This window comes from Streptomonospora nanhaiensis (genome assembly GCF_013410565.1).
GTDB lineage: Bacteria > Actinomycetota > Actinomycetes > Streptosporangiales > Streptosporangiaceae > Streptomonospora > Streptomonospora nanhaiensis.
The window spans coordinates 3,225,065-3,243,686 of the sequence record NZ_JACCFO010000001.1 but is presented as its reverse complement, the minus strand read 5'-3'; the positions used below and the strand labels follow the sequence as shown (position 1 = coordinate 3,243,686).

16 protein-coding genes are annotated in these 18,622 nt (G+C 73.3%); 10 read left to right on the top strand and 6 right to left on the bottom strand.

Annotated features, from left to right (window positions below):
- Positions 1-3: 3 nt before the first annotated feature.
- The 9 genes from HNR12_RS14010 to HNR12_RS13970 all read left to right on the top strand — a co-directional run bounded on the left by HNR12_RS14010 (position 4) and on the right by HNR12_RS13970 (position 9,540).
- Complete coding sequence (locus HNR12_RS14010) at positions 4-1,605, top strand: hypothetical protein (RefSeq protein ID WP_179767899.1); 1,602 nt, start codon at positions 4-6, stop codon at positions 1,603-1,605.
- A gap of 6 nt (positions 1,606-1,611) precedes the next feature.
- A complete protein-coding gene (locus HNR12_RS14005) occupies positions 1,612-3,471 on the top strand; it encodes a type IV secretory system conjugative DNA transfer family protein (protein WP_179767898.1) in 1,860 nt (619 codons plus the stop codon).
- A gap of 11 nt (positions 3,472-3,482) precedes the next feature.
- Positions 3,483-4,748, top strand: a complete 1,266-nt coding sequence (locus tag HNR12_RS14000; protein WP_179767897.1) for a hypothetical protein — start codon at positions 3,483-3,485, stop codon at positions 4,746-4,748.
- A gap of 60 nt (positions 4,749-4,808) precedes the next feature.
- Positions 4,809-6,488 carry a hypothetical protein gene (locus HNR12_RS13995; RefSeq protein WP_179767896.1) on the top strand — a complete coding sequence of 560 codons (1,680 nt, stop codon included), beginning with the start codon at positions 4,809-4,811 and terminating at the stop codon, positions 6,486-6,488.
- A gap of 109 nt (positions 6,489-6,597) precedes the next feature.
- Entirely contained in the window at positions 6,598-7,131 is a 534-nt protein-coding gene (locus HNR12_RS13990; RefSeq protein WP_179767895.1) for a DUF4913 domain-containing protein, read from the top strand.
- 259 nt (positions 7,132-7,390) lie between these two features.
- Positions 7,391-7,867: a hypothetical protein gene (locus tag HNR12_RS13985; RefSeq protein WP_179767894.1), complete on the top strand. Its 477-nt coding sequence runs from the start codon at positions 7,391-7,393 to the stop codon at positions 7,865-7,867.
- A complete protein-coding gene (locus tag HNR12_RS13980) occupies positions 7,864-8,196 on the top strand; it encodes a hypothetical protein (protein ID WP_179767893.1) in 333 nt (110 codons plus the stop codon). Before HNR12_RS13985 ends, HNR12_RS13980 begins: the two co-directional genes overlap by 4 nt.
- 46 nt (positions 8,197-8,242) lie before the next feature.
- Positions 8,243-9,055, top strand: coding sequence for a hypothetical protein (locus HNR12_RS13975; RefSeq protein ID WP_179767892.1), 813 nt, complete (start codon positions 8,243-8,245; stop codon positions 9,053-9,055).
- A 29-nt stretch (positions 9,056-9,084) separates the two neighbouring features.
- Positions 9,085-9,540 (top strand): hypothetical protein, encoded by a 456-nt coding sequence (locus tag HNR12_RS13970; RefSeq protein ID WP_179767891.1) that lies wholly within the window; start codon positions 9,085-9,087, stop codon positions 9,538-9,540.
- A gap of 272 nt (positions 9,541-9,812) precedes the next feature.
- Here the strand turns inward: HNR12_RS13970 and HNR12_RS13965 are convergent, their stop codons facing one another.
- On the bottom strand, positions 9,813-11,294 hold the full coding sequence (locus HNR12_RS13965; RefSeq protein WP_179767890.1) for an alanine/glycine:cation symporter family protein: 1,482 nt from the start codon (positions 11,292-11,294) through the stop codon (positions 9,813-9,815).
- A gap of 595 nt (positions 11,295-11,889) precedes the next feature.
- Here HNR12_RS13965 and HNR12_RS13960 point away from each other — a divergent pair.
- Positions 11,890-13,620, top strand: coding sequence for an NAD+ synthase (locus HNR12_RS13960; RefSeq protein ID WP_308118560.1), 1,731 nt, complete (start codon positions 11,890-11,892; stop codon positions 13,618-13,620).
- Positions 13,621-13,711: 91 nt separating this feature from the next.
- Here HNR12_RS13960 and HNR12_RS13955 read toward each other — a convergent pair whose 3' ends face one another.
- The 5 genes from HNR12_RS13955 to HNR12_RS13935 form a co-directional block, all read right to left on the bottom strand.
- The gene (locus HNR12_RS13955; protein ID WP_179767888.1) at positions 13,712-14,182 is read right to left on the bottom strand and encodes a hypothetical protein; all 471 of its coding nucleotides are present in this window, start codon (positions 14,180-14,182) and stop codon (positions 13,712-13,714) included.
- An 86-nt stretch (positions 14,183-14,268) separates the two neighbouring features.
- Positions 14,269-15,102: a hypothetical protein gene (locus tag HNR12_RS13950; protein ID WP_179767887.1), complete on the bottom strand. Its 834-nt coding sequence runs from the start codon at positions 15,100-15,102 to the stop codon at positions 14,269-14,271.
- 98 nt (positions 15,103-15,200) lie between these two features.
- Complete coding sequence (locus HNR12_RS13945) at positions 15,201-15,617, bottom strand: hypothetical protein (protein WP_179767886.1); 417 nt, start codon at positions 15,615-15,617, stop codon at positions 15,201-15,203.
- A 37-nt stretch (positions 15,618-15,654) separates the two neighbouring features.
- A complete protein-coding gene (locus HNR12_RS13940; protein ID WP_179767885.1) occupies positions 15,655-16,137 on the bottom strand; it encodes a hypothetical protein in 483 nt (160 codons plus the stop codon).
- A gap of 97 nt (positions 16,138-16,234) precedes the next feature.
- Positions 16,235-18,616, bottom strand: coding sequence for a protein kinase domain-containing protein (locus tag HNR12_RS13935; RefSeq protein ID WP_179767884.1), 2,382 nt, complete (start codon positions 18,614-18,616; stop codon positions 16,235-16,237).
- Positions 18,617-18,622 lie beyond the last annotated feature (6 nt).

Sequence of the window (18,622 nt, the reverse complement as noted above, 5' to 3'; positions counted from 1 at the left end):
CACATGGCCATCGTGCAGCGCCAGAGCCGGCGCGAGGAGCGCCGGCAGCAGAAGGCCGAGCGCAAGCTGCAGAAGCAGGCGGGCAAGGCGGACAAGAAGGGCCGGAAGGGACGGGACGGCGGCCGGCCGGGCGGCGAACCCGGCGCCCGGCGCCGCGGCGGAGGCCAGCAGGCCGGCGAGCGGCGCGAGGTGATCGCGCCGCTGCGCGGCTGGCGGCACCGCGGCGGCGGCGCGGCCGTCAACATTCCCCAGGCGCCGGAGTACCAGGCCACCACAGCCCAGGCGTGCGGCCTGTACCCGTTCGTGACCTCCAGCAAGCCGCCCTCCATCGGCACGCCCATCGGCCGGGACCTGCTCTCCGGCGAGGTCGTGTGCATGGACCCCATGGGCTGGCTGCGCGCCGGGCTGGTCACCAACCCCGGCTGCTTCGTGCTGGGCCAGCCCGGCACCGGCAAGTCGACGTTCGTCAAGCGGCTGGTCACCGGCGCGGTCGCGTTCGGCTCCCAGGCGATCATCCTGGGCGACACCAAGCCCGACTACACCGAGCTGATCCGCCACCTGGGCGGGCAGGTGGTGCGCATCGGGCGCGGCCTGGACCGCATCAACCCGCTGGACGCCGGGCCGCTGGGCGGCGTGATGAACCGGCTCAGCCAGGTCGAGCGCGACAAGCTGCGCTGGGAGGTCCGCTCCCGGCGCATCTCCCTGCTGATGGCGCTGTGCACGCTCATCCGCGAGGACCGCATCAGCAACGCCGAGGAGGTCGTGCTGGGCGCGGCCGTGGACCTGCTGGACGAGCGCCTGGCGGGCAGCCGCGAGCCCACGGTCGTGGACGTCCTGCGGGTGGTGGAGGAGGGCCCCGACCAGCTCCGCTCCTACGCCCGCGCCGACGCCCGCACCTACGACCAGCGGGTCGACAACCTCGTCTTCACGCTGCGGCTGCTGTGCACCGGGTCGCTGGCCGGCGTCTTCGACGGCGCCACCACCCGCGCCCTGGACATGGAGGCACCGGGGGTCAGCGTCGACATCTCCCGGGTCGGCGCCGCCGGCGACAAGCTGCTCACCGCGGCGATGCTGTGCACCTGGAGCTACGGGTTCGGCATGGTGGACGCCGCCTCGGTGCTGGCCGAGCACGGGCTGATCCGCCGCCGCTCCTACATCGGCGTGATGGACGAGCTGTGGCGGGCGCTGCGCGGCGCGCCCGGCCTGGTGGACTTCGCCGACTCCCTCACCCGCCTCAACCGGTCCAAGGGCATGGCCTCGGTGATGGTCACGCACTCCCTCAGCGACCTGGAGGCGCTGTCCACCGAGGAGGACCGCGCCAAGGCGCGCGGCTTCGTGGACCGCTCCGCCATCACGGTGCTGGCCGGTCTGCCGCCGCGCGAACTGGCCTGGGTCAACCGCATCACGCCGCTTACGGGCCCCGAGCAAGGGCTGGTGTCGTCGTGGTCCTCGCCGGACTCCTGGCAGCCCGGCGCGCGCCACCCCGGCCGCGGCAAGTACCTGATCAAGACCGGGGCGGAGCGGCTCGGCATCCCGGTGCAGATGTCGCTGACCCGCGACGAGACGGTCCTCTACGACACCGACCAGGCGATCCGGAGGGACTGAGGCGCCATGGCGCGGACGAAGAAGAAGCCGACCTACCAGGTGAGGGGCGGCGCGGCGGCGGCCGGCGCCCCGCCCCTGCTCATCCTGCTCGCCCTGTGGGGCGTGGTGGGCCTGTTCTTCTTGTTCTGGGTGGCGGCCTGGCTCGTGGCCGCGGTCACCGGCGGGGGTGTCGGCGGCTTCAGCGCGTTCTGGGCCTACTCCCTGCTGATGGGCGACACCGGCACCACCTGGCCGGGCACCCCCACCCTGCCGGTGGTGCTGGTGTTCGGCGCGCTGCTCAGCGGCGCGGTGTTCGGCGGGTGGCGCGTGCTCAGCCTGGTGCGCCGCCGCCTCTACGCCCAGCCCGACCCGATCGACGCCCTCAACAAGGACAACGAGACGGTGGCCGAGCTGGCCCGGCCCCAGGCAGCCGAGAAGGCGCTGCGGCTGCGCAAGCGCTCGCTGGCCAAGCGCAAGGCCAAGCTGCTGCCCGACGCCGAGGTGGGCCTGATCGTCGGCGACATCAAGGGCAACGGCAAGAAGGCGGGGCCGCGGCTGTTCGCCTCCTGGGAGGACACCATCCTCGCCTACATGGCTCCCCGCGCCGGCAAGACGACCGCCCTGGCGATCCCCTACGTGATGGACGCGCCCGGCCCGGCGCTGGCCACCAGCAACAAGGCCGACGTGTGGGCGGCGACCGCCAAGCTGCGCGAGCGCACCACCGGCGAGCGGGTGTGGCTGTTCGACCCCCAGCACGTCACCCACCAGGAGCAGACGTTCTGGTGGAACCCGCTGGCCAACGTCAACACGGTCGAGGACGCCTACCGCGTGGCCGGGCACTTCGTGCTCACCATCGACGACGACTCCAAGAAGGACATGTGGGGCCCGGCCGCGCGCGCCCTGCTGGCCCAGCTGATCCTGGCGGCGGCGGTGGGCGGCCTGGGCCTGGACCGGGTCGGCGAGTGGCTCAACGACACCAAGCTGCCGATGCCGGTGGACCTGCTGTTCGACCACGGGTTCACCGCCTACGCCGAGGCGCTGCGCCAGACGCAGAACATCGTCGCCGAGACCCGCGACGGCATCTACACCACCGCGCGCACCGCCGCGCGGTGCCTGGACGACCCCGAGATCATGTCGTGGGTGACCCGGCCCGACGACCCGACGCTGCCGGAGTTCAACCCGCGCACGTTCGTGCGCAGCCGCGAGACCCTGCACCTGCTCAGCAAGTCCCGCGCGGCGGCGGCCCCCCTCATCGCGGCCATGACCGACGCGATCTTCCTCGCGGGCGAGGAGGCCGCCGAGGGCCAGGGCGGCCGGCTCGACCCGCCGCTGGTGGCGGTGCTGGACGAGGCCGCCAACATCTGCAAGATCGCCGACCTGCCCGACATGTACTCGCACCTGGGGTCGCGCGGTATCGTGCCCGTCACCATCCTGCAGAGCTACCGGCAGGGGGTCCGGGTGTGGACGGAGAACGGCATGGAGGCGATGTGGTCGGCGGCCACGGTCAAGGTGTTCGGTGCCGGCCTTGACGACCACAAGATCGTCGACGCGCTGTCGAAGCTGATCGGTCAGCACGACGTGTCCACGACGTCGTTCAGCTACGGCGACGGCAAGGGCAACCAGTCGGTGCAGCTGCGCCGCCAGGAGATCATGCAGGGCTCGGATATCCGCCAGATCGAGAAGGGCGAGTGCCTGCTGTTCGCGACGGCGGCCAAGCCCACGATCCTGCGGATGCTGCCCTGGTACAAGACGAGCAAGGCGAAGCTCATCAGCAAGGCGATCGCCGAGGCCGAGGAACAGATCACCGCCGGGGCGCGGTCTCGGGAGCAGGGCCGCAAGGGCCCGGGCACCGGAGCCGGTGACGTCGCGTCCCAGCTTGTGGGTTAGGATCGCGGGACATGGACGACGCGGGAGCCAGAGGGCCGTCAGCGGCCGAGATGGCGGCGCACCGGGCCAAGCAGTTCGGCTCGTCTCTTGGCGCGGGCGGAGGCGTGGGCGGCGGCCCCGGGTTCAGCGGGCAGGCCGGCACGGTGGCCGACGGGGTCACCGGTGGCATGGGCGACATCCGGCGCCTGGAGCAGGGCGTCGGGCGGTTCATCACGACCGTGCCGCTCGCCGCTGTCGGCGGTGCGCTGCGGCTTCTGGCGTTCCTGTTCATGGCCGTGTGGAAGCCGGCCCGCGCCCTCTTCCGCTTCCTGCGCAAACGCCGCCGCGAGCGGGCCACCCCTGAGGGCAGGGCGCGCATCGACATCAAGAAGGAGCGGCGGGCGGCCAACCGGCAGCGCCGGCAGGTGCGCCGGGTGCGCAACCGCGCCCGCCGCCGCGTGTTCTACGCCCGCGTGCGGCGGTTCCTCAGCCGCCTGCGCCTCCGGGCGGGCAACCTCCGGCGCATGCTCGGGGCGCGCATGGTCCGGCTGCGGGTGTTCCTCAGGGCCACGCGGCGGCTCAACGCCCAGCGGCGCGAGAACAACCGCGCGGCGCGCGAACTGCTGCGCGGCACACGGGACCGCGAGCAGCGCCGGCAGATCATCGAGGCGCGCAACGAGCGCAACCGGGAGGCCGTGGGAGCGCGCGCCGACAGGCTGAACCGCTTCGACGCCCGGGGCGGGCGCGAGCTGTACACCCGGAGGGTCCGCGCCGAGATCGAGCGCCGAAACAGGGCCTTCGACCACATCTCGCACCCCACCAACGTCCGCCTCACCGAGACCCTGCGCGACCGCGCGCGGGCCGACGCGGCCGACTCCGACTACCGCGCCGAGCACCGGCGGCACATGCGGGAGCTGCGGGTCTTGTACCGCAAGGTCCGCAAGAACGACATCCTGCCCGAAGAGGTGCGGCGTACCGAGCTGCCCCGGCTGCGCGTGGAGCGGCGGCAGATGCGCCAGAGGTTCGAGGCGGCCCGGCAGGGCGCCCCGATGCCTCCCACGACAGCCCCCACGACCACACCGCCGGCGACCACGGCTCCGGCCACCAACGGCACCTCCACCAACACCCCGGCCGCGAGGGTGCCCACCACGGACCCGACAGGGTCGCGCAACCTCAACAACCCGCGACTGCGGGCCGCGTCCGCATCGGGCGCCGCGCGGCGGAGGCCGCGCGACGGCGCCGCGCCCAGCAGCAGGGCAATCCGCACCACCCGCGCCACACCTAGCGCTTCGCGCTGACCGCGGTGCGGGCGCCCGCCACCGGGCGCCCGCACCGCCCGCTTCACTACGGAGGGACCCATGGCCGACCACGACCCAGGCAACCGCGACCCGCTCCTCGGCGCCGAGGCGGAGGACCGCCGCCGTACCCGCGGCCTGCTGGACGCCCGGGCGCGCGAGGCCGGGGCCGACGGCGACACCGGGTCCTCGGGCGGTGGCAAGGACGCCGTGGAGGCCCTGCTGACCGCCCAGTACCTGGCGGAGGTCGGCCGCGGGCCCGGCGCCGCGAGCAACCGCGACAAGGCGGCGACAGCGGCGACCCACTACGAGCTGCGCAAGCGCGGACTCGTCCGCGAGGGGCAGTTCGACACCCCCGAGGAGAACCTCCGGCAGTCGCCCGACATCGTCCAGGCCAATGTGAACCTCGCCCGAAACGCCGACCCCGCGGCGGCGGCCCAGGCGAGCGGCCTCAGCCCGGAGTACCTGCGGGAGTGGCAGCGGCGGCTGGCCTACGACGACGTGGCCGCGGTCGTCTACGGCGATGACGACCGCGCCGAGCGGCTGGAGCGGGCGGCGGCCGAGGGCCTGCGCGACCGGACCACCGGCTCCACGCCTCCCGAGCAGGTGTGGCGCCTGGCCCTGGACGACCGCACCCTCAACAAGCTGCAGCCCCGCCACCTCGTGCAGGTCCAGCTCAGCGCGGCACTGTCCCAGGAGGCCGAGTCGCGGGACGCCCTGGAGCGGGCCAACGAGCGCCTGGAGGCATCGCACGGGCTGCTGGGCGACTCCGTCAACCGCGCCATGCTGTCCGACCCCAACTGGCGCGGCAGCGGCACCTCCAAGGGCCTGAACTGGCCCGCCATCGCGGCCCGCGCCTCCGTCCAGCTGGACTCCGCGTCCCGGACGCCCGAGCAGGAGTGGAATCAGGCCGCCACCGGGTACGACGCGCGGCGCGACCGCGTCGACCTCGACGCCTGGCGCGACAAGTTCGAGTCGCTGGCCGCGGCGGTGGTGGACGGCAAGGCCGCGTACGAGAGCCTGGTCAACCGGCTCAACCACGCCAAGGAGAAAATCCCGGGCTTCGCCGAGCGCTACCGCGAGAACCTGCGCCGCGAGGAGCAGCGCACCGAGCGCGGCAACGGCAACGGCTTCCCGCCGGCCGACGCCGCGCTCGCCACCGCCGACCAGTTGCGCGGCGTGCCCAGCGGCGCCGACCGCGTCGCCGCGCTCAACGCCCAGGCCGTGGCACTGCGCGAGCGGGCGGCCGCCTCCGGGCCCGAGATCACCCCGGCCGACCCCCACCAGGCGGCCAACTCCGTCCTGCCGGGCAACATGGCCGAGGCCGTGCGAGCCCACAGCGCGTCCGGGTCGGGCCTGCGCCGCCCCGTCCAGGAGGCGGAGGCCGACGCCCGCCAGGGCGGCACCGACTGGCTCCGGCAGCGCTCGGCCGGCCTGCAGAGCGGCGAAGGCGGCGCGCGGCTGGGCCGGGCCGAGGCCGACCAGCGGGCCCGGGGCACCGGCACCGGGGTCGGCGAGGGGAGCAACGTGCGCGTCGGCCGGGTCCACGGCACCGCTGGCGGCGTGCGGTCCAGCGACGTCCGGGCCCGCCACGGCAGGGGCGACCGGGTGCGCGCGGTGCAGGGCGACTCCGCGATGCCGCGCCGGCCCACCCAGCGGCGCGCCGCCGGGGCCCGGCTGCAGAAGCACCGGACCCGCCACGCCTTGCTCGCGCGGTGGGAGCGCTCGGCGGCCCGCCGGTGACGCCCCGCCGGCGCGGGGCCGCCGCCGGGGCGGACACGGGCCGTCCGGCGCGCGCCCGCGCGCGCCACCAGACACCAGTACAGCGTCAAGAGGAGAGGAAGCGGCGGCGATGAGCAGCGCTGAGCCGGGATGGGCGGACGAAGGGGCTCAGCCCGAGACCGTGGCCACGTTCGAGCCCGAGGAGGGCGCCGAGGGCGTCGGCCCGGGGTACTCCCTGGCCGGTGAGGCCCCCAGCGTGGGCACGGCGGTGGCCCGGGTGGACGAGAACGCCGAGGGCGCCCCCGCCGACGAGGAGGAGCCCGCGCCCGAGCCGGTCTTCAAGAACGTCGAGGAGTTCGTGCGGCACCGGTTCCTGCCGGTCTACGTGCGTCCCGAGGGCGGCCAGTTCCGCTGGTGCAAGGAGTGGTGGCGGCACGCCGAGGCGGTGTCGCGCTTCCAGGCGCTGTGGCACGCCTGGGAGGTCCTGCGCTGGGAGCCGGGCACCGGCATGGCGGTGTGGTACCGCGACCACCTGGACTTCCAGATGGGCATCCTGCTGGGCGACACCGGCCCGTTCCGCGAGTGCACCTCGCGCCGCCACCAGGAGCCGCGCCCGCTGCCGGCCGACCCCTCGCCCGAGGGCTGGTTCGAGGACGAGTGGTAGGCCACGAGGTAACACCGGACTGAACACGCGCGCGGCGGCCCCGCCGCGCCGGAGTCGCGATCTCCGGCGCCGGCGGGGCCGCCGCCGTTGTGCGACCCGGATCACACTCCGCCGCAGGTCCGGGCGCCCGCGCACTTGTTGTTCACCCGTCCGTCGGTCCGGCGAAACCCGCCATGATCGCGTTGGCATCCCCCCGCCACTACAAATGACCCGTCAGCACGGGGCGCGGTGCGCGCGGACACAGGGGGGACGGGGCGACGTGGACCAGATCCTGGCCAACTTCCCGATCGTGCTGGGCTCGGCCAGCCTCCTCACGGCGATCGCGGCCGTGGGCCTGCGCTGGGCCGGGCGCGCCCGCGGCCGCCTGCTCGTGGCGCGCGCGGAGCGCTACGAACTCTCGGTCAAGCAGTCGCCCGAGGTCCTACGCGTCGCCCAGGACAAGGCGCTCGTCGCCGCCTACGAGTCCGCCCAGACCTTCGGCCGCGAGGAGCTGAAGAGCCGCGGTCAGCAGTTGGCGCAGGTCGAGAAGGTGGCCGAGGAGCGGCGGCGGTTCAGCCAGCGGCAGTTCGAGAACCTCAGCGACCTCAAGATGGCGGCCGGCAACCTGCGCCAGACCCTCAACGACCGGCCCCGGCGGCGCGGCCTGCTCGGCGGGGTCCGCGCCCGGCTCACCGGGGAGGCGGCGCGCCGCCACACCCCCGGCCGCGCGCCCGCCCGGACGGGGAGGGCCCGGTGAGCCCCGTGCTGGTCGCGGCGGCGGCCGCGGTGGTCGCCGCCGCGCTGGCCGCCCTGAGTTGGTGGAGCGGCCGCCACTACACCCGGCTGCGCGTCTACCGCAGCCCCGGCGAGGACACTGCGGCGCTCGCCGAGCGGGCCGACCGCGCGGCCGACGCCGAGCGCCGCCTGGGCGCGGCCACCGGCCACGCCATGGCCTGGCGGGACCTGCTGGCCGACGCCGCCCGGGAGCGCGCGGGCGCCCCCGGGCCCGCCGATCCCGTGGTCCGGGAGTCCGCCCAGCGGATCCGAGCCCGGTTCCGGTCCGAGGTCGAGGGCCTGGGCGACTGAGGTCGGCGTCCGCGCTCGTGCGCGGCAGGAATGAGGAGGGTTCGCGTTGTCGACGCTCGCCGCCATGGGGCTGTGGGGACTGGCCCTGGGCTCCGTGGGGTTCATGGTCGCCAGCATCTCCGCGGTCTTTCGCGGTGCCCGCGCGGTCGTGGACTCCAGCCGGGCCCGCGCCGACGCCATAATGGAGCGCGCAGACCGGCTCCAGCGCGACGCGCACATCGAGAGCTACGGGTCCGGCGCCAAGGTGCTCTCGGCCAAGAAGGCGGGCACGCTGCGCCGGGGGATGGCCACCCTCAAGGCCGGGTGGGACGAGGTCCTGGAGAGCCTTAAGCGCTCGGAGTCCTCCTACCACTCCTACGAGTACCAGGCGCGGCGGGAGATCGACGCCCTCATGGCCGAGGGAGTCGTGGAGGTGCGCGACGGCGTGCACCGCGTCCGGCCCGAGACCCTGGCCCGGGGCGGCGAGGACGCCGCCTTCCTCGACAGCGTGCTGCTGGGTCGGGCCGAGCTGGCCCGCGAGGCGCGGGAGAAGGGGTTCGGGCGCCCACTGGAGATCACCCCGGTCACCGACGCCGACGTGGAGAGCTTCAACCAGCGGGTCCACCCGGACAACCTCGGCGTCGACGAGACCGCCATTAGGGAGACCGAGAAGGCGCTCGCGTTCCAGGAGCGCCCCCAGGAGGCGGTCCAGCGGGCCAGGGAGCGGCTGGTCCTGGAGGCGCGGCAGCGCACCGCCAGGATGACCGAGTCGGCGGTGTTCCAGGGGCTCACCGGGAGCCGCGGCACCGTGATGCGGCGGTTCGACGCCGCGCGGCTGCGGTCGGAGCGCCAGACCCGCCAGAGCCGCCAGGGCCGTTAGGCCCCGGCGGCGACGAGAGGAGACACACCGTGGCGCCCATCAGTGACATCGTGCTGACCCTGCCGCTGGCGGCGGGGACCGTGGCCGTCTGCGGCTGGGTGTTCGCCCGCTCCGCGGCCCGGCTCGCCGACCACGGGCTGGACTACCCGCCGCTGCTGCTGCGCGGCGACGAGATCCGCGGGCGGCAGCGGGTGCGCGCCGAGGGACTGCGCCGGCGGGCGGAGCTGCTGGCCGCGGCGGAGGCCGAGGTGCTGTCCGGCGCGGCCGGCTCCGGCGACGCGGTCGCCCGGCTCGACGCCGACCTGGCGCTGCTGGAGGGGGAGGTCGAGGACCGGCTGGCCGAGGTCGGTGCCGAGACCGCCGCCGCGCGCGACCGCGCGGAGGCGGGGCGGCGCCCGGCGCGGGCCGTCGACATCGCCCTCGTCGCCGCGAGCACCGCGGCGGCCCTCGTCGCCCTTGTCGCGGTCCTCCTGCTGGTGCTCTGACCGCCGGTCTGCGGGGCCGCCGGTCCCGCCCGGCCCTCCCGCCCGGTTCGGCCTCCCCGCGGCCCTCCGCGGCTCCCGCGCCGGGCCCCGGACACGCCGCGAGCCCGCGGCCGGCGCCTTCTCCTCGGTGAGAGGCGGCCGGCCGCGGGCTCGCGGCGTGTTGCCCGTAAGGGACCGGGACCCGGGGGCCCTCCGGGTCCCGGCGGAACGGAGGGCGCGGCACGAGGGAGTGGTGACCGCGCCCTCCGGGGGAGAGACCGGGACCGGGACGGTCAGTCCCGAGCGGCGCTCCCCGTCGCGGAGGCCGGACCGGCGCTCGGCAGGTCCGACGCGTCCCAGCACTGCACGTTGACCAGGTCGGGCATCCGGTCCTTGGTGAAGACCGGGTCCTTGCCCTCCTTGCGCTGGGCGGTGTAGTCGCTCAGCAGCCGGATGGCGACCCCGGCGAGCGGCGCGATCGCCGCCAGGTTGATCAGGGCCATGATGCCCATGGTCGCGTCGGCCAGGTTCCAGATGAGGTCCACCGAGCCGATGGCGCCGAGGAAGACGACCACGACGACCAGCCAGCGGAAGACCAGCATCACGGTCGGGCTCTGGGTGAGGTAGCCGACGTTGGACTCGCCGTAGAAGGTGTTGCCCAGGACCGAGGTGTAGGCGACCAGCAGGATGATGAGGCTCATCAGGTGGATCGTCCACGAGCCGAGGTTGGCCGCGACCGCGTCCTGGGTCATGGTGGCGCCGCGGGTCTCGTCGAAGACCGGGTTGGACAGCAGCACGATGAACGCGGTGGTGGAGCAGACGATGAGGGTGTCCAGGTAGACGCCGAGGGTCTGCACCAGGCCCTGCTTGACCGGGTGGGTGACGGCGGCGCTGGCGCCGGCGTTGGGCGCCGAGCCCAGGCCGGCCTCGTTGGAGAACATGCCGCGGCGCACGCCCTGGATGATCGCCGTGCCGACACCGCCGGCCGCGATCTCCTGGATGCCGAAGGCGTGGGTGACGATGCTGGCGATCACGCCCGGGATCTCGCCGATGTTCATCACGATGATGACCAGGCCGAGCAGGATGTAGATGCCGGCCATGAGGGGCACCAGCGCGGTCGCGACCTGGGCGATCCGCTTGGCGCCGCCCAGGATGATCAGCGCGGTGACCGCCGCCAGCACGATGCCGACCGCGTAGGCGAACCACGGGGCGGGGGCCGAGCCGCTGACGGTCTCGACGGACTGCGCCAGGGCGCCGGAGATGGTGTTGCTCTGCACCGCCGTGAAGACGAACGCGAAGGTCAGCGTGATCGTGATGGCGAAGAGGACGCCCATCCAGGGTGCCTTGAGGCCGAACTTCATGTAGTAGGCCGGGCCGCCGCGGAAGCCGCTGGTGCCGCCCCGCACCTTGTAGAGCTGGGCCAGGGTGGACTCCACGAAGGAGGCCGAGCCGACCAGCAGGCCCATGACCCACATCCAGAAGACCGCGCCGGGACCGCCGAGGGCGATGGCCGTGGCCACACCGGCGATGTTGCCGGTGCCGATGCGCGCGGCGGCCGAGACCGCGAACGCCTGGAAGGAGGAGATCGGCTTCTTGCCGTCCTCGGACATGCCGGGGTCGCTCGCCAGGGCCCGGAACATCTCCGGGATGAGGCGGATCTGCACCGCTTTGGAGCGGATCGTGAAGTAGATGGCCAGGATGGTCAGGAGGGGGATCAGGAGATAAGCCCAAAAGGCATCGTTGAAGGCCAAGATGCCGTTGTTCAAGGCGTCCACGGGGGGATCGTTCCCTTCGTCGTCGGCGGAGACGGCGCTGTCTCGCTCCGCGACATCAGCTTGCGTCTGACGCGGGATCACCGCGATGGGGGGTGCGGTCGGTGTGCGCGGATCGTGCACGCACGGTGAACGGCGGCGAGGTCATCGCCGATGTGTCGGAGTCGGAGTGTGTTGTTGGCAACCCCAGGGTGTTAGGGCCGCGACAACGTAACGGGAAAACTCGGTGAACCGCAAGATCCCCCTCCGCGTCAAGGGCGACCGGCCGCAGGGCCGGGTCGCCGTGGGTCGCGGTGTGGTCGCGTTCGGTCGTGCGAGGGCGGAGTGTCACGCTTCGCGTTGACTGCCGGAAAACGACTGTGAGCTGTGGTTTCGCGGCTTCGGGGGCGGCGGTGTCCCGCGTTCGCCGAACCGCGCGGTGACCTGGGGTGATGCCGTGGGACGCCATTGCCTGTGATGATCATCACGTGGTTTCACACCCCCGTTAGCGGGTTTTCGGTCACCGACCGAAGAGGGGATGACAATCAATTGTTGTCCTCCCTGTTATATTTCCGTGACATATTTCCGTTGTGTTAACGAGTTCGCTACCCTCCCCTGTGTGGTACAACTTCGGATAGCTCTGGCCCAGGTCAACCCCACTGTGGGCGACCTGGAAGGTAATTGCGACAGCGTCGTCGCTTACTCCCGTCGAGCGAACGACGCCGGCGCCCATCTCGTTGTTTTTCCTGAGATGGTCGTCACTGGATACTCGGTCGAGGACCTTGCCCTGAGAAACGGGTTCGTCTCGGCGTCGATCAAGGCCACCCACGGCCTTGCGCGGCGGCTGGAGGCGGAAGGGCTGGGGCATCTGCCCGTCATCGTCGGCTATCTCAGCCGGCGTGAAGGGCTCGGCGAACGGTTCGGGCAGCCTCCGGGCGCGCCGCAGAACTCGCTCGCCCTGCTGCACCACGGCGAGCTGCGGCTCGTCTCGGCCAAATACCATCTGCCCAACTACGGCGTCTTCGACGAGGCGCGCTACTTCGTGCCGGGCGACACCCTGCCCGTCGTCCGCCTGCACGGCGCCGACATCGCCTTCGCCATCTGCGAGGACCTCTGGCAGGACGGCGGCCCGGTGTCGACGGTGCGCGCCGCGGGCGCCGGCATGCTCATCACCCTCAACGGCTCCCCCTACGAGCGGGCCAAGGACGACATCCGCCTGGAGCTGTGCCAGCGCCGCGCCCGCGAGATCGGGGCGGCCGTGGGCTACGTCAACATGACCGGCGCCCAGGACGAGCTGGTCTTCGAGGGCGACTCCTTCATCGTCGACTCCGACGGCGAGCTGGTCGCGCGGGCACCGCAGTTCGACGACGCGCTGCTGGTGACCGACATCGACCTGCCTCGCGCCAAGGACACGGCCGCGCTGCCGGCCGAGGTCGGGGGGTTCCGGATCGTGCGCCACACGGTCTCGGAGGAGCCGCCGGCCGCCTACGAGCCCCTCACGCCGGTCCTGACACCGCGCAGGAGCCCCACCGACGACCGGGCGGAGGTCTACACCGCCCTGGTCACGAGCCTGCGCGACTACGCCCGCAAGAACGGGTTCGCGTCGGTCATGGTGGGGGTCTCCGGCGGCATCGACTCCGCGCTGACCGCGACCATCGCGGTCGACGCGCTGGGGGCCGAGAACGTCCACGGCGTGGTCATGCCGGGGCGCTCCACCACGGCCCAGGAGATCCAGGACGCCGAGGACCTGATCCGGCGCCAGGGGATCAACGGGCGCACCGTGTCCGTCAAGCCGATGGTCGACGCCTACGAGACGGCGGCCGGCCTGGGCCGGGCCGGCGAGCGCGACCTGGAGTCGCGCGTCCGGGGCAACGTGCTGATGGCGCTGTCCAACGAGGGGGGCCACCTGGTCCTGGCCACGGGCGACAAGACCGCGCTGGCCACCGGCGAGGGCAGCCTCTACGGCGACTCCGTGGGCGGCTTCGCCCCGCTGAAGGACTGCTGGAAGACCCAGGTCCGCGACCTCGCGCGCTGGCGCAACGAGGCGGCGGCCAAGGAGGGCGGCGCTCCGCCCATCCCGGCGAACTCCTTCGACCGCGCGGTCGAAGGCGACTGGCCCGGCCTGCCCGACCCCGACGTGGTGGACAGCCTGCTCGACGCCTACATCGGCACCGACCGGGGCCAGGCCGAGCTGATCGCGGACGGGTTCGAGGCCGAGCTGGTCAAGAACGTCGTCAGCCTGGTCGACCGGGCGGAGTTCTCCCGCCGCCAGTACCCGCCGGGCCCCAAGATCAGCAAACGCAATCTGGGCCGCGACCGCCGGCTCCCCATCACCAACCGCTGGACCTAGCCGCTCCGCGAAGGGGGGCGGGCACGAGAAAGCCTGCTGGTTCCCGGCCGGGACCGGGGATCAGCAGGCCGACGGGCGCGTCCTGGCGGGACTAGGCGGAGAGGTAGAGCAGCAGCGCCGCCGACACCACGGCGCCCACCACACCGACGACCAGGAACACGCGCTCGGCGCGCAGCGCGAACCCGCGCAGATGCTCGCGCTCGTCGCGCACCCCGGCCATGTCCTGGCGGGTGGCCTGCAGGTGGTCCTCGGTCTCCTGGGAGAGCGCGTCGAAGCGGGCGTCGAGGTCCGCCAGTTCGGCCTCGTCGCGCTCGGGCACGCCCTCCGCCGCGCCGGGGGCCAGCGCCGCGTCGACGACGGGGCGGACCAGGACCTCCTTGCGGTCCAGGATCTCGTTCTTCTGCCGCAGCCTCGTCTCAAGGCCGGCCTGTTGAGCCTCTTCCTGGCGGTTCCACACCGTGACCCGGGGGATCTCCAGGCCCTTCTCGTTGATGCGCAGGGCCGAGGTGGCGACCGTCGCCGCGAAGACCACGAAAGCGAGGAAGAGCAGTGGGATAGCCATGGGTCGCCTTTCGAAACCGATACCGATGACGAGCTGAGGAGCGCCGCCGCGCCCGGTCCGCGCCCGGGGCGGGCCTTGCCGCGCCTCTAGTGGCGTCCGCGCCGCCTGCCGTGGTTCTCCTGCGGAGGAAGACCGGCCTTCTCCAGGGTGGCGCGGTCGGTCGGGCGGGTCTGCCGGTCGACCAGCTGCTTCAGGCGCCGGGCGGCGAGCCAGCTCATCGCCTTGCCGCCCTTGGCCGTCTGGGCGACCTTGGCCCGTTCCAGTTCCGTCAGCATACCGACGGCCCTGGCGACGTCCTCGGGGCTTTTGAAGTAGTCGGCGAGCACCGGGCCCCAGGTCTTCTCGAAGTCGGGGTACTGGCCGTGCACGACGGCGTCGAAGCCGACCTGGACCGGATTGCGCTGGGGCGCCTCGACGCCCCGGAGTAGCAGGGAGGTGCCCTCAAGCAGGATGAACCGCTCGCCGAGGCCGACCATCGTGTCCTTCAGTTCACGGATGGCTTGCTTGATGCGCCAGGCCTCGTACTCGCTCACCGTGTTCTTCGTCTGGCGGAAGGGGGTTTTCGGCCGGGTGCGGACCTCGATCTTGGCGTCGGGGTTGAGCAGCATCTCATCCAGGGAGTGGTCCACCAGGCCGAACTCGCGCAGGCGCTTCACGTTGAACTCGATGGGGCCGTACTGGTCCCGCAGGTGGTGCAGCTCCTGCTTCAGGGCCTCGTGGACGTTCTTGCCGACGAACAGCTCCTTCGCAAGAAGGAACGGGTTGATCGTCTTGTACCACTTGGCGGAGTTGAGGGCGAGAGCCTGCTTGAGGACGTCGGTGTACCGGTTCAGCCGCGACTCGTGGGCGGAGTGCCGGATGTCCTTCCTGGTGATGTAGGCCAGTCCGACGCCGAACCAGCTGACTCCTGCGGACAGCACGCCGGCAACGGCGAGAGCTATGATCGCGCCAGTGTTCATCGCCTGCTTCTCCAACTAGTCTCTGGACGTAAGCCTCGGGGGCGCCGCTGGGGAGGCGGCTACGGCCGGTCCGGCGCGGCGCTCCCCGCGCCGCCCGTGCCGCCTCCTCCGGCGGCGCCGCTGCCCAGCCCGTCGGCGATGGTGGTGCGCAGCTCCGCGAAGCGGGAGTCGTAGACGGCCGCCCGCGCGCGCAGCCGCTCCAGTTCCTCGGCGTCCTCGGCCTCCGTCAGCGGCCGGGCCTTGGCCGCGAGGTCGAGGAGGTTGTCGAGCATGAGCCGGCGCTCGGTGAGCGCGCTCTCCGCGAGCACCAGCCGGTCCCTGCGGTCCTGGAGCTCCTCGGCGCGGTCCGCCAGGGCCTTGACGCCCCTGATCCCGCTCGGGTAGACGCCCTTGCCCCGCATGTAGACGACCATGGCGGCCCTGGCGACCAGGACGCCGGCGGCGAGCACGGTCAGCGCGTACACAAGGATCTGCATGTTCACCCCCGGCCTTGTCGGTGTGGGTCCATCGGAGTCACAGTTTCGGGGTCGTCTGCCGGGTGTTGTACCCGGGGAGGTCCGCCATGTGGCGCTGGGCCTCCCGGCGCAGCCCATCGGGGTCGCCCTTCTTGGTGCGGTAGTACTGCCGCATGCTCTCCTGGGAGAAGGGCGTACGCGGCCCCAGCCACTGGCCCAGCAGCGTACCCAGGAAGTTCACCTTCTGCGCCGCGAAGTCGGTGACCGCCTGCCAGCCGGGGATGTAGGACTCCAGGAGGTCCTCCCTGCGCAGTTCGAGCACGCGGTTGCGCGCCTTCTGCAGCAGGGTGCGCCGCTTGGGTTCGTTCAGTTCGGCCTCTTCGAGGTGCATGCCCAGCCGGTCCTTCTGGTTGGCCCGCTCGACCCTCGCCCGAAGGGCACCGAAGACAAGCGTGTTGACGACGACGTTGAGGGCGATCACCGAGCCGAAGAGGCTGACGTTGGCACCCTGGCCGAATAGTGCGTTGAAGAGGTCGCCCACCGGGATCCCTTACCCAACCGAGAGTGTGGCATGAAGGAAGCCGCGGCGGCCCTGAGGGCCGACCGCCGGCGGCTGGAGCGGAGGAGGCGGAGGCCGCCTACTCGTCGTTCGTGCGCTCTGTGCAGACGCGCTCGGACGCCGCCGACACCTCGGTCGACTGGACGGCCACGACGCGGAAGCAGTACTCCACGTCCGGATTCAGCCCGGTGATCTCAACACGGTTCTCGCCGGCGGGCACGCTCGCCATGGTCGACTCCTCTCCCCCCGTGGGACCGCCCACCACGTAGTGGACGGCTTCCTCACCGGAGCCCTGCTCCCACGACAGGGCAACGGTGATGTTGCCGTCGCGGAGCGCTACCCCCGTGGGGGCGATGTCCGGTGCCGAGGCCGAGGGAGTGGGGGCGTTGGACTCCTCCGCCGAGTCGGCGGAACCGGCCGCGTCCTCAGCGATGCTTTCGCCGTCCTCGACCGGCGACGCCTCACCGGCCTGGGGCGGCAAAGGGGAGTCGTTCGAGAGCAGGGAAGCGGCCCCCAAGCCCACCGCCGTGACCACAACCACACAGGCCACAGCAGCGAGAGCGTACAACGCGGGGCGGCGTTTTGTCTTCAGAGGGCGGTTACGATTCGTTTGCGAAGAAGTCATCCGCGCCTGGTGAAGGCTTTCCGCCTGCCTGCGCCTTTCCAGGGCACGGGCTTGCAGCTCTCGTTTGGCAGGATCCTCCGAAAATCCCTGAACTGGGGAAACGTCGGTTCCAGGGCCGGTGAACGGCTCGTGAACGGCGGCCGCCATGCCGTAGGGCGGCGGCGGGACCGCGTCCGCGCCGAAATCCTCCCCGGCGGCCGGTGGAGCGGCCTCCGGACCGGCGTGGACAGGCCGCCCCGGACCGGTGGGCTCCGCCGCCGGCGGCGCGGGGGGCTGCTCGGGGGCTCCGGCGTGCGGCCACGGGGCGGCGGGGGGAGCCGCCTCGGGGGCCAGGGGCGGCAGCCCGGGCGCGGGCGCGCCCCGGGGCGGGGTGTGGTGGCCCGGCGTGGGCGCCCCGGACCCGGCGGCCATCCCGCCGTGCGCGGGCGTGCCACTGCCGTGCGCGGGCGTGCCGAGACCGTGCGCCGGCGTGGGCACCGAGTACGGCGCGGTGGGCATGGGGGGAAGGGGCGGCAGGTCGGCGGCGGGGGCGTCGGGAGCGCTGTCGGCCTTCGCGCCCGGGGGCGGCGGCAGCGGCGGCCCGGGAAGGGCGCTCGGGGCGGCCGTCTCGGCGGGCTCGCCGACAAGGCCGACAGGGTCGACCGCACTGGTGGCGCCGGCCGCGGAACGGTCATCGTCCTCGGCGGCGCGGGCGGCGTCGGCGGCACGGCCGCCGGGCGCGGGCTCCGCGCCGAAGGCGGGCGCGTCCGCCGCAGGGGGCTCCGTTCCGGGGTTGAGGACGGCGGTCGCCTCCGCGGGGTCCAGCGCGACCTCCGCGGCCGTGTCCGGACCCTCCTCGCCCTCCTCCGCCCGGGCGTGGCCGGCCTCCGGCGCACCGGTTCCGGCCGCCGCGAACGCCGCCACCGCACCGGCCGCGCCCGCACCGATCACGCCCGCACCGAAGGCGCCCGCCTCCGCCGCGCCGACGGCGGCGTGCGGCCCGGTCCCGCCCGCCGGGAGCACCGGCGCCGCCTCCTCGCGGAGCAGGCGGCCGAACTCCTCGGCCGTGGGCACCCGGAGCGCGGGGTCGGGCGCCAGGCCCGCCCCGAGCGCGGCGGCGAACCACTCGGGCACGTCCTCGCGCGGCAGGAAGGGCACCGCCCCGCCCAGCACGCGGGCGCGGTAGGCCGCCGCGGACTCCGGCTCGCCGGGGGCGTCCTCGAACGGCGCGCGGCCCGCCAGCAGCGTCCACAGGGTCGCGGCCAGGCGGTAGACGTCGGAGGCGGGCGAGGGTGCCCCGCCCGCCAGCTCCTCCGGCGGGGCGAACCGCACCGACTCCCGCGAGTGGTAGACCGGCGCGAAGGGGGCGTCCTGGGGGAGCGCCGAGCCGAAGTCGATCAGGGCCGGCCCGAACCGCGCCTTGAGGATGTTGGCGGGCTCCACCGCGTGGTGCAGCAGCCCGCGCGCGTGCACCCCGGCCAGCGCGTCGGCGATCGCGGTGCCCACCGCGCGGACCTCCTCCACCGGGAGGGGGCCGCGCTGCACCGAGATCCACTCGTAGTCGCCCTCGGGGCAGTCCTCCATCACCGCGTAGGAGCGGTTCCCCTTCTCGGTCACGCCGTCGTCCAGCAGCGAGTGCACCCCGCGGATGGAGGAGTGCATGCGCCACAGCTCGATCTCGTCGCGGCGGCCCTGGGGACCGGCCGCGCGCAGGACCTTGACGACCACCACGCTGTCGGCGGGCGCGCGCCGCGCGCGGTAGACGACCGACTCGGCACCGCTGTGCAGCAGTTGCGCCGAGTGCACACCCGGCACCAGCCACGGCTCCGGCCGCGCTGCGATCCTGCCCCGGCTCATCGGCAC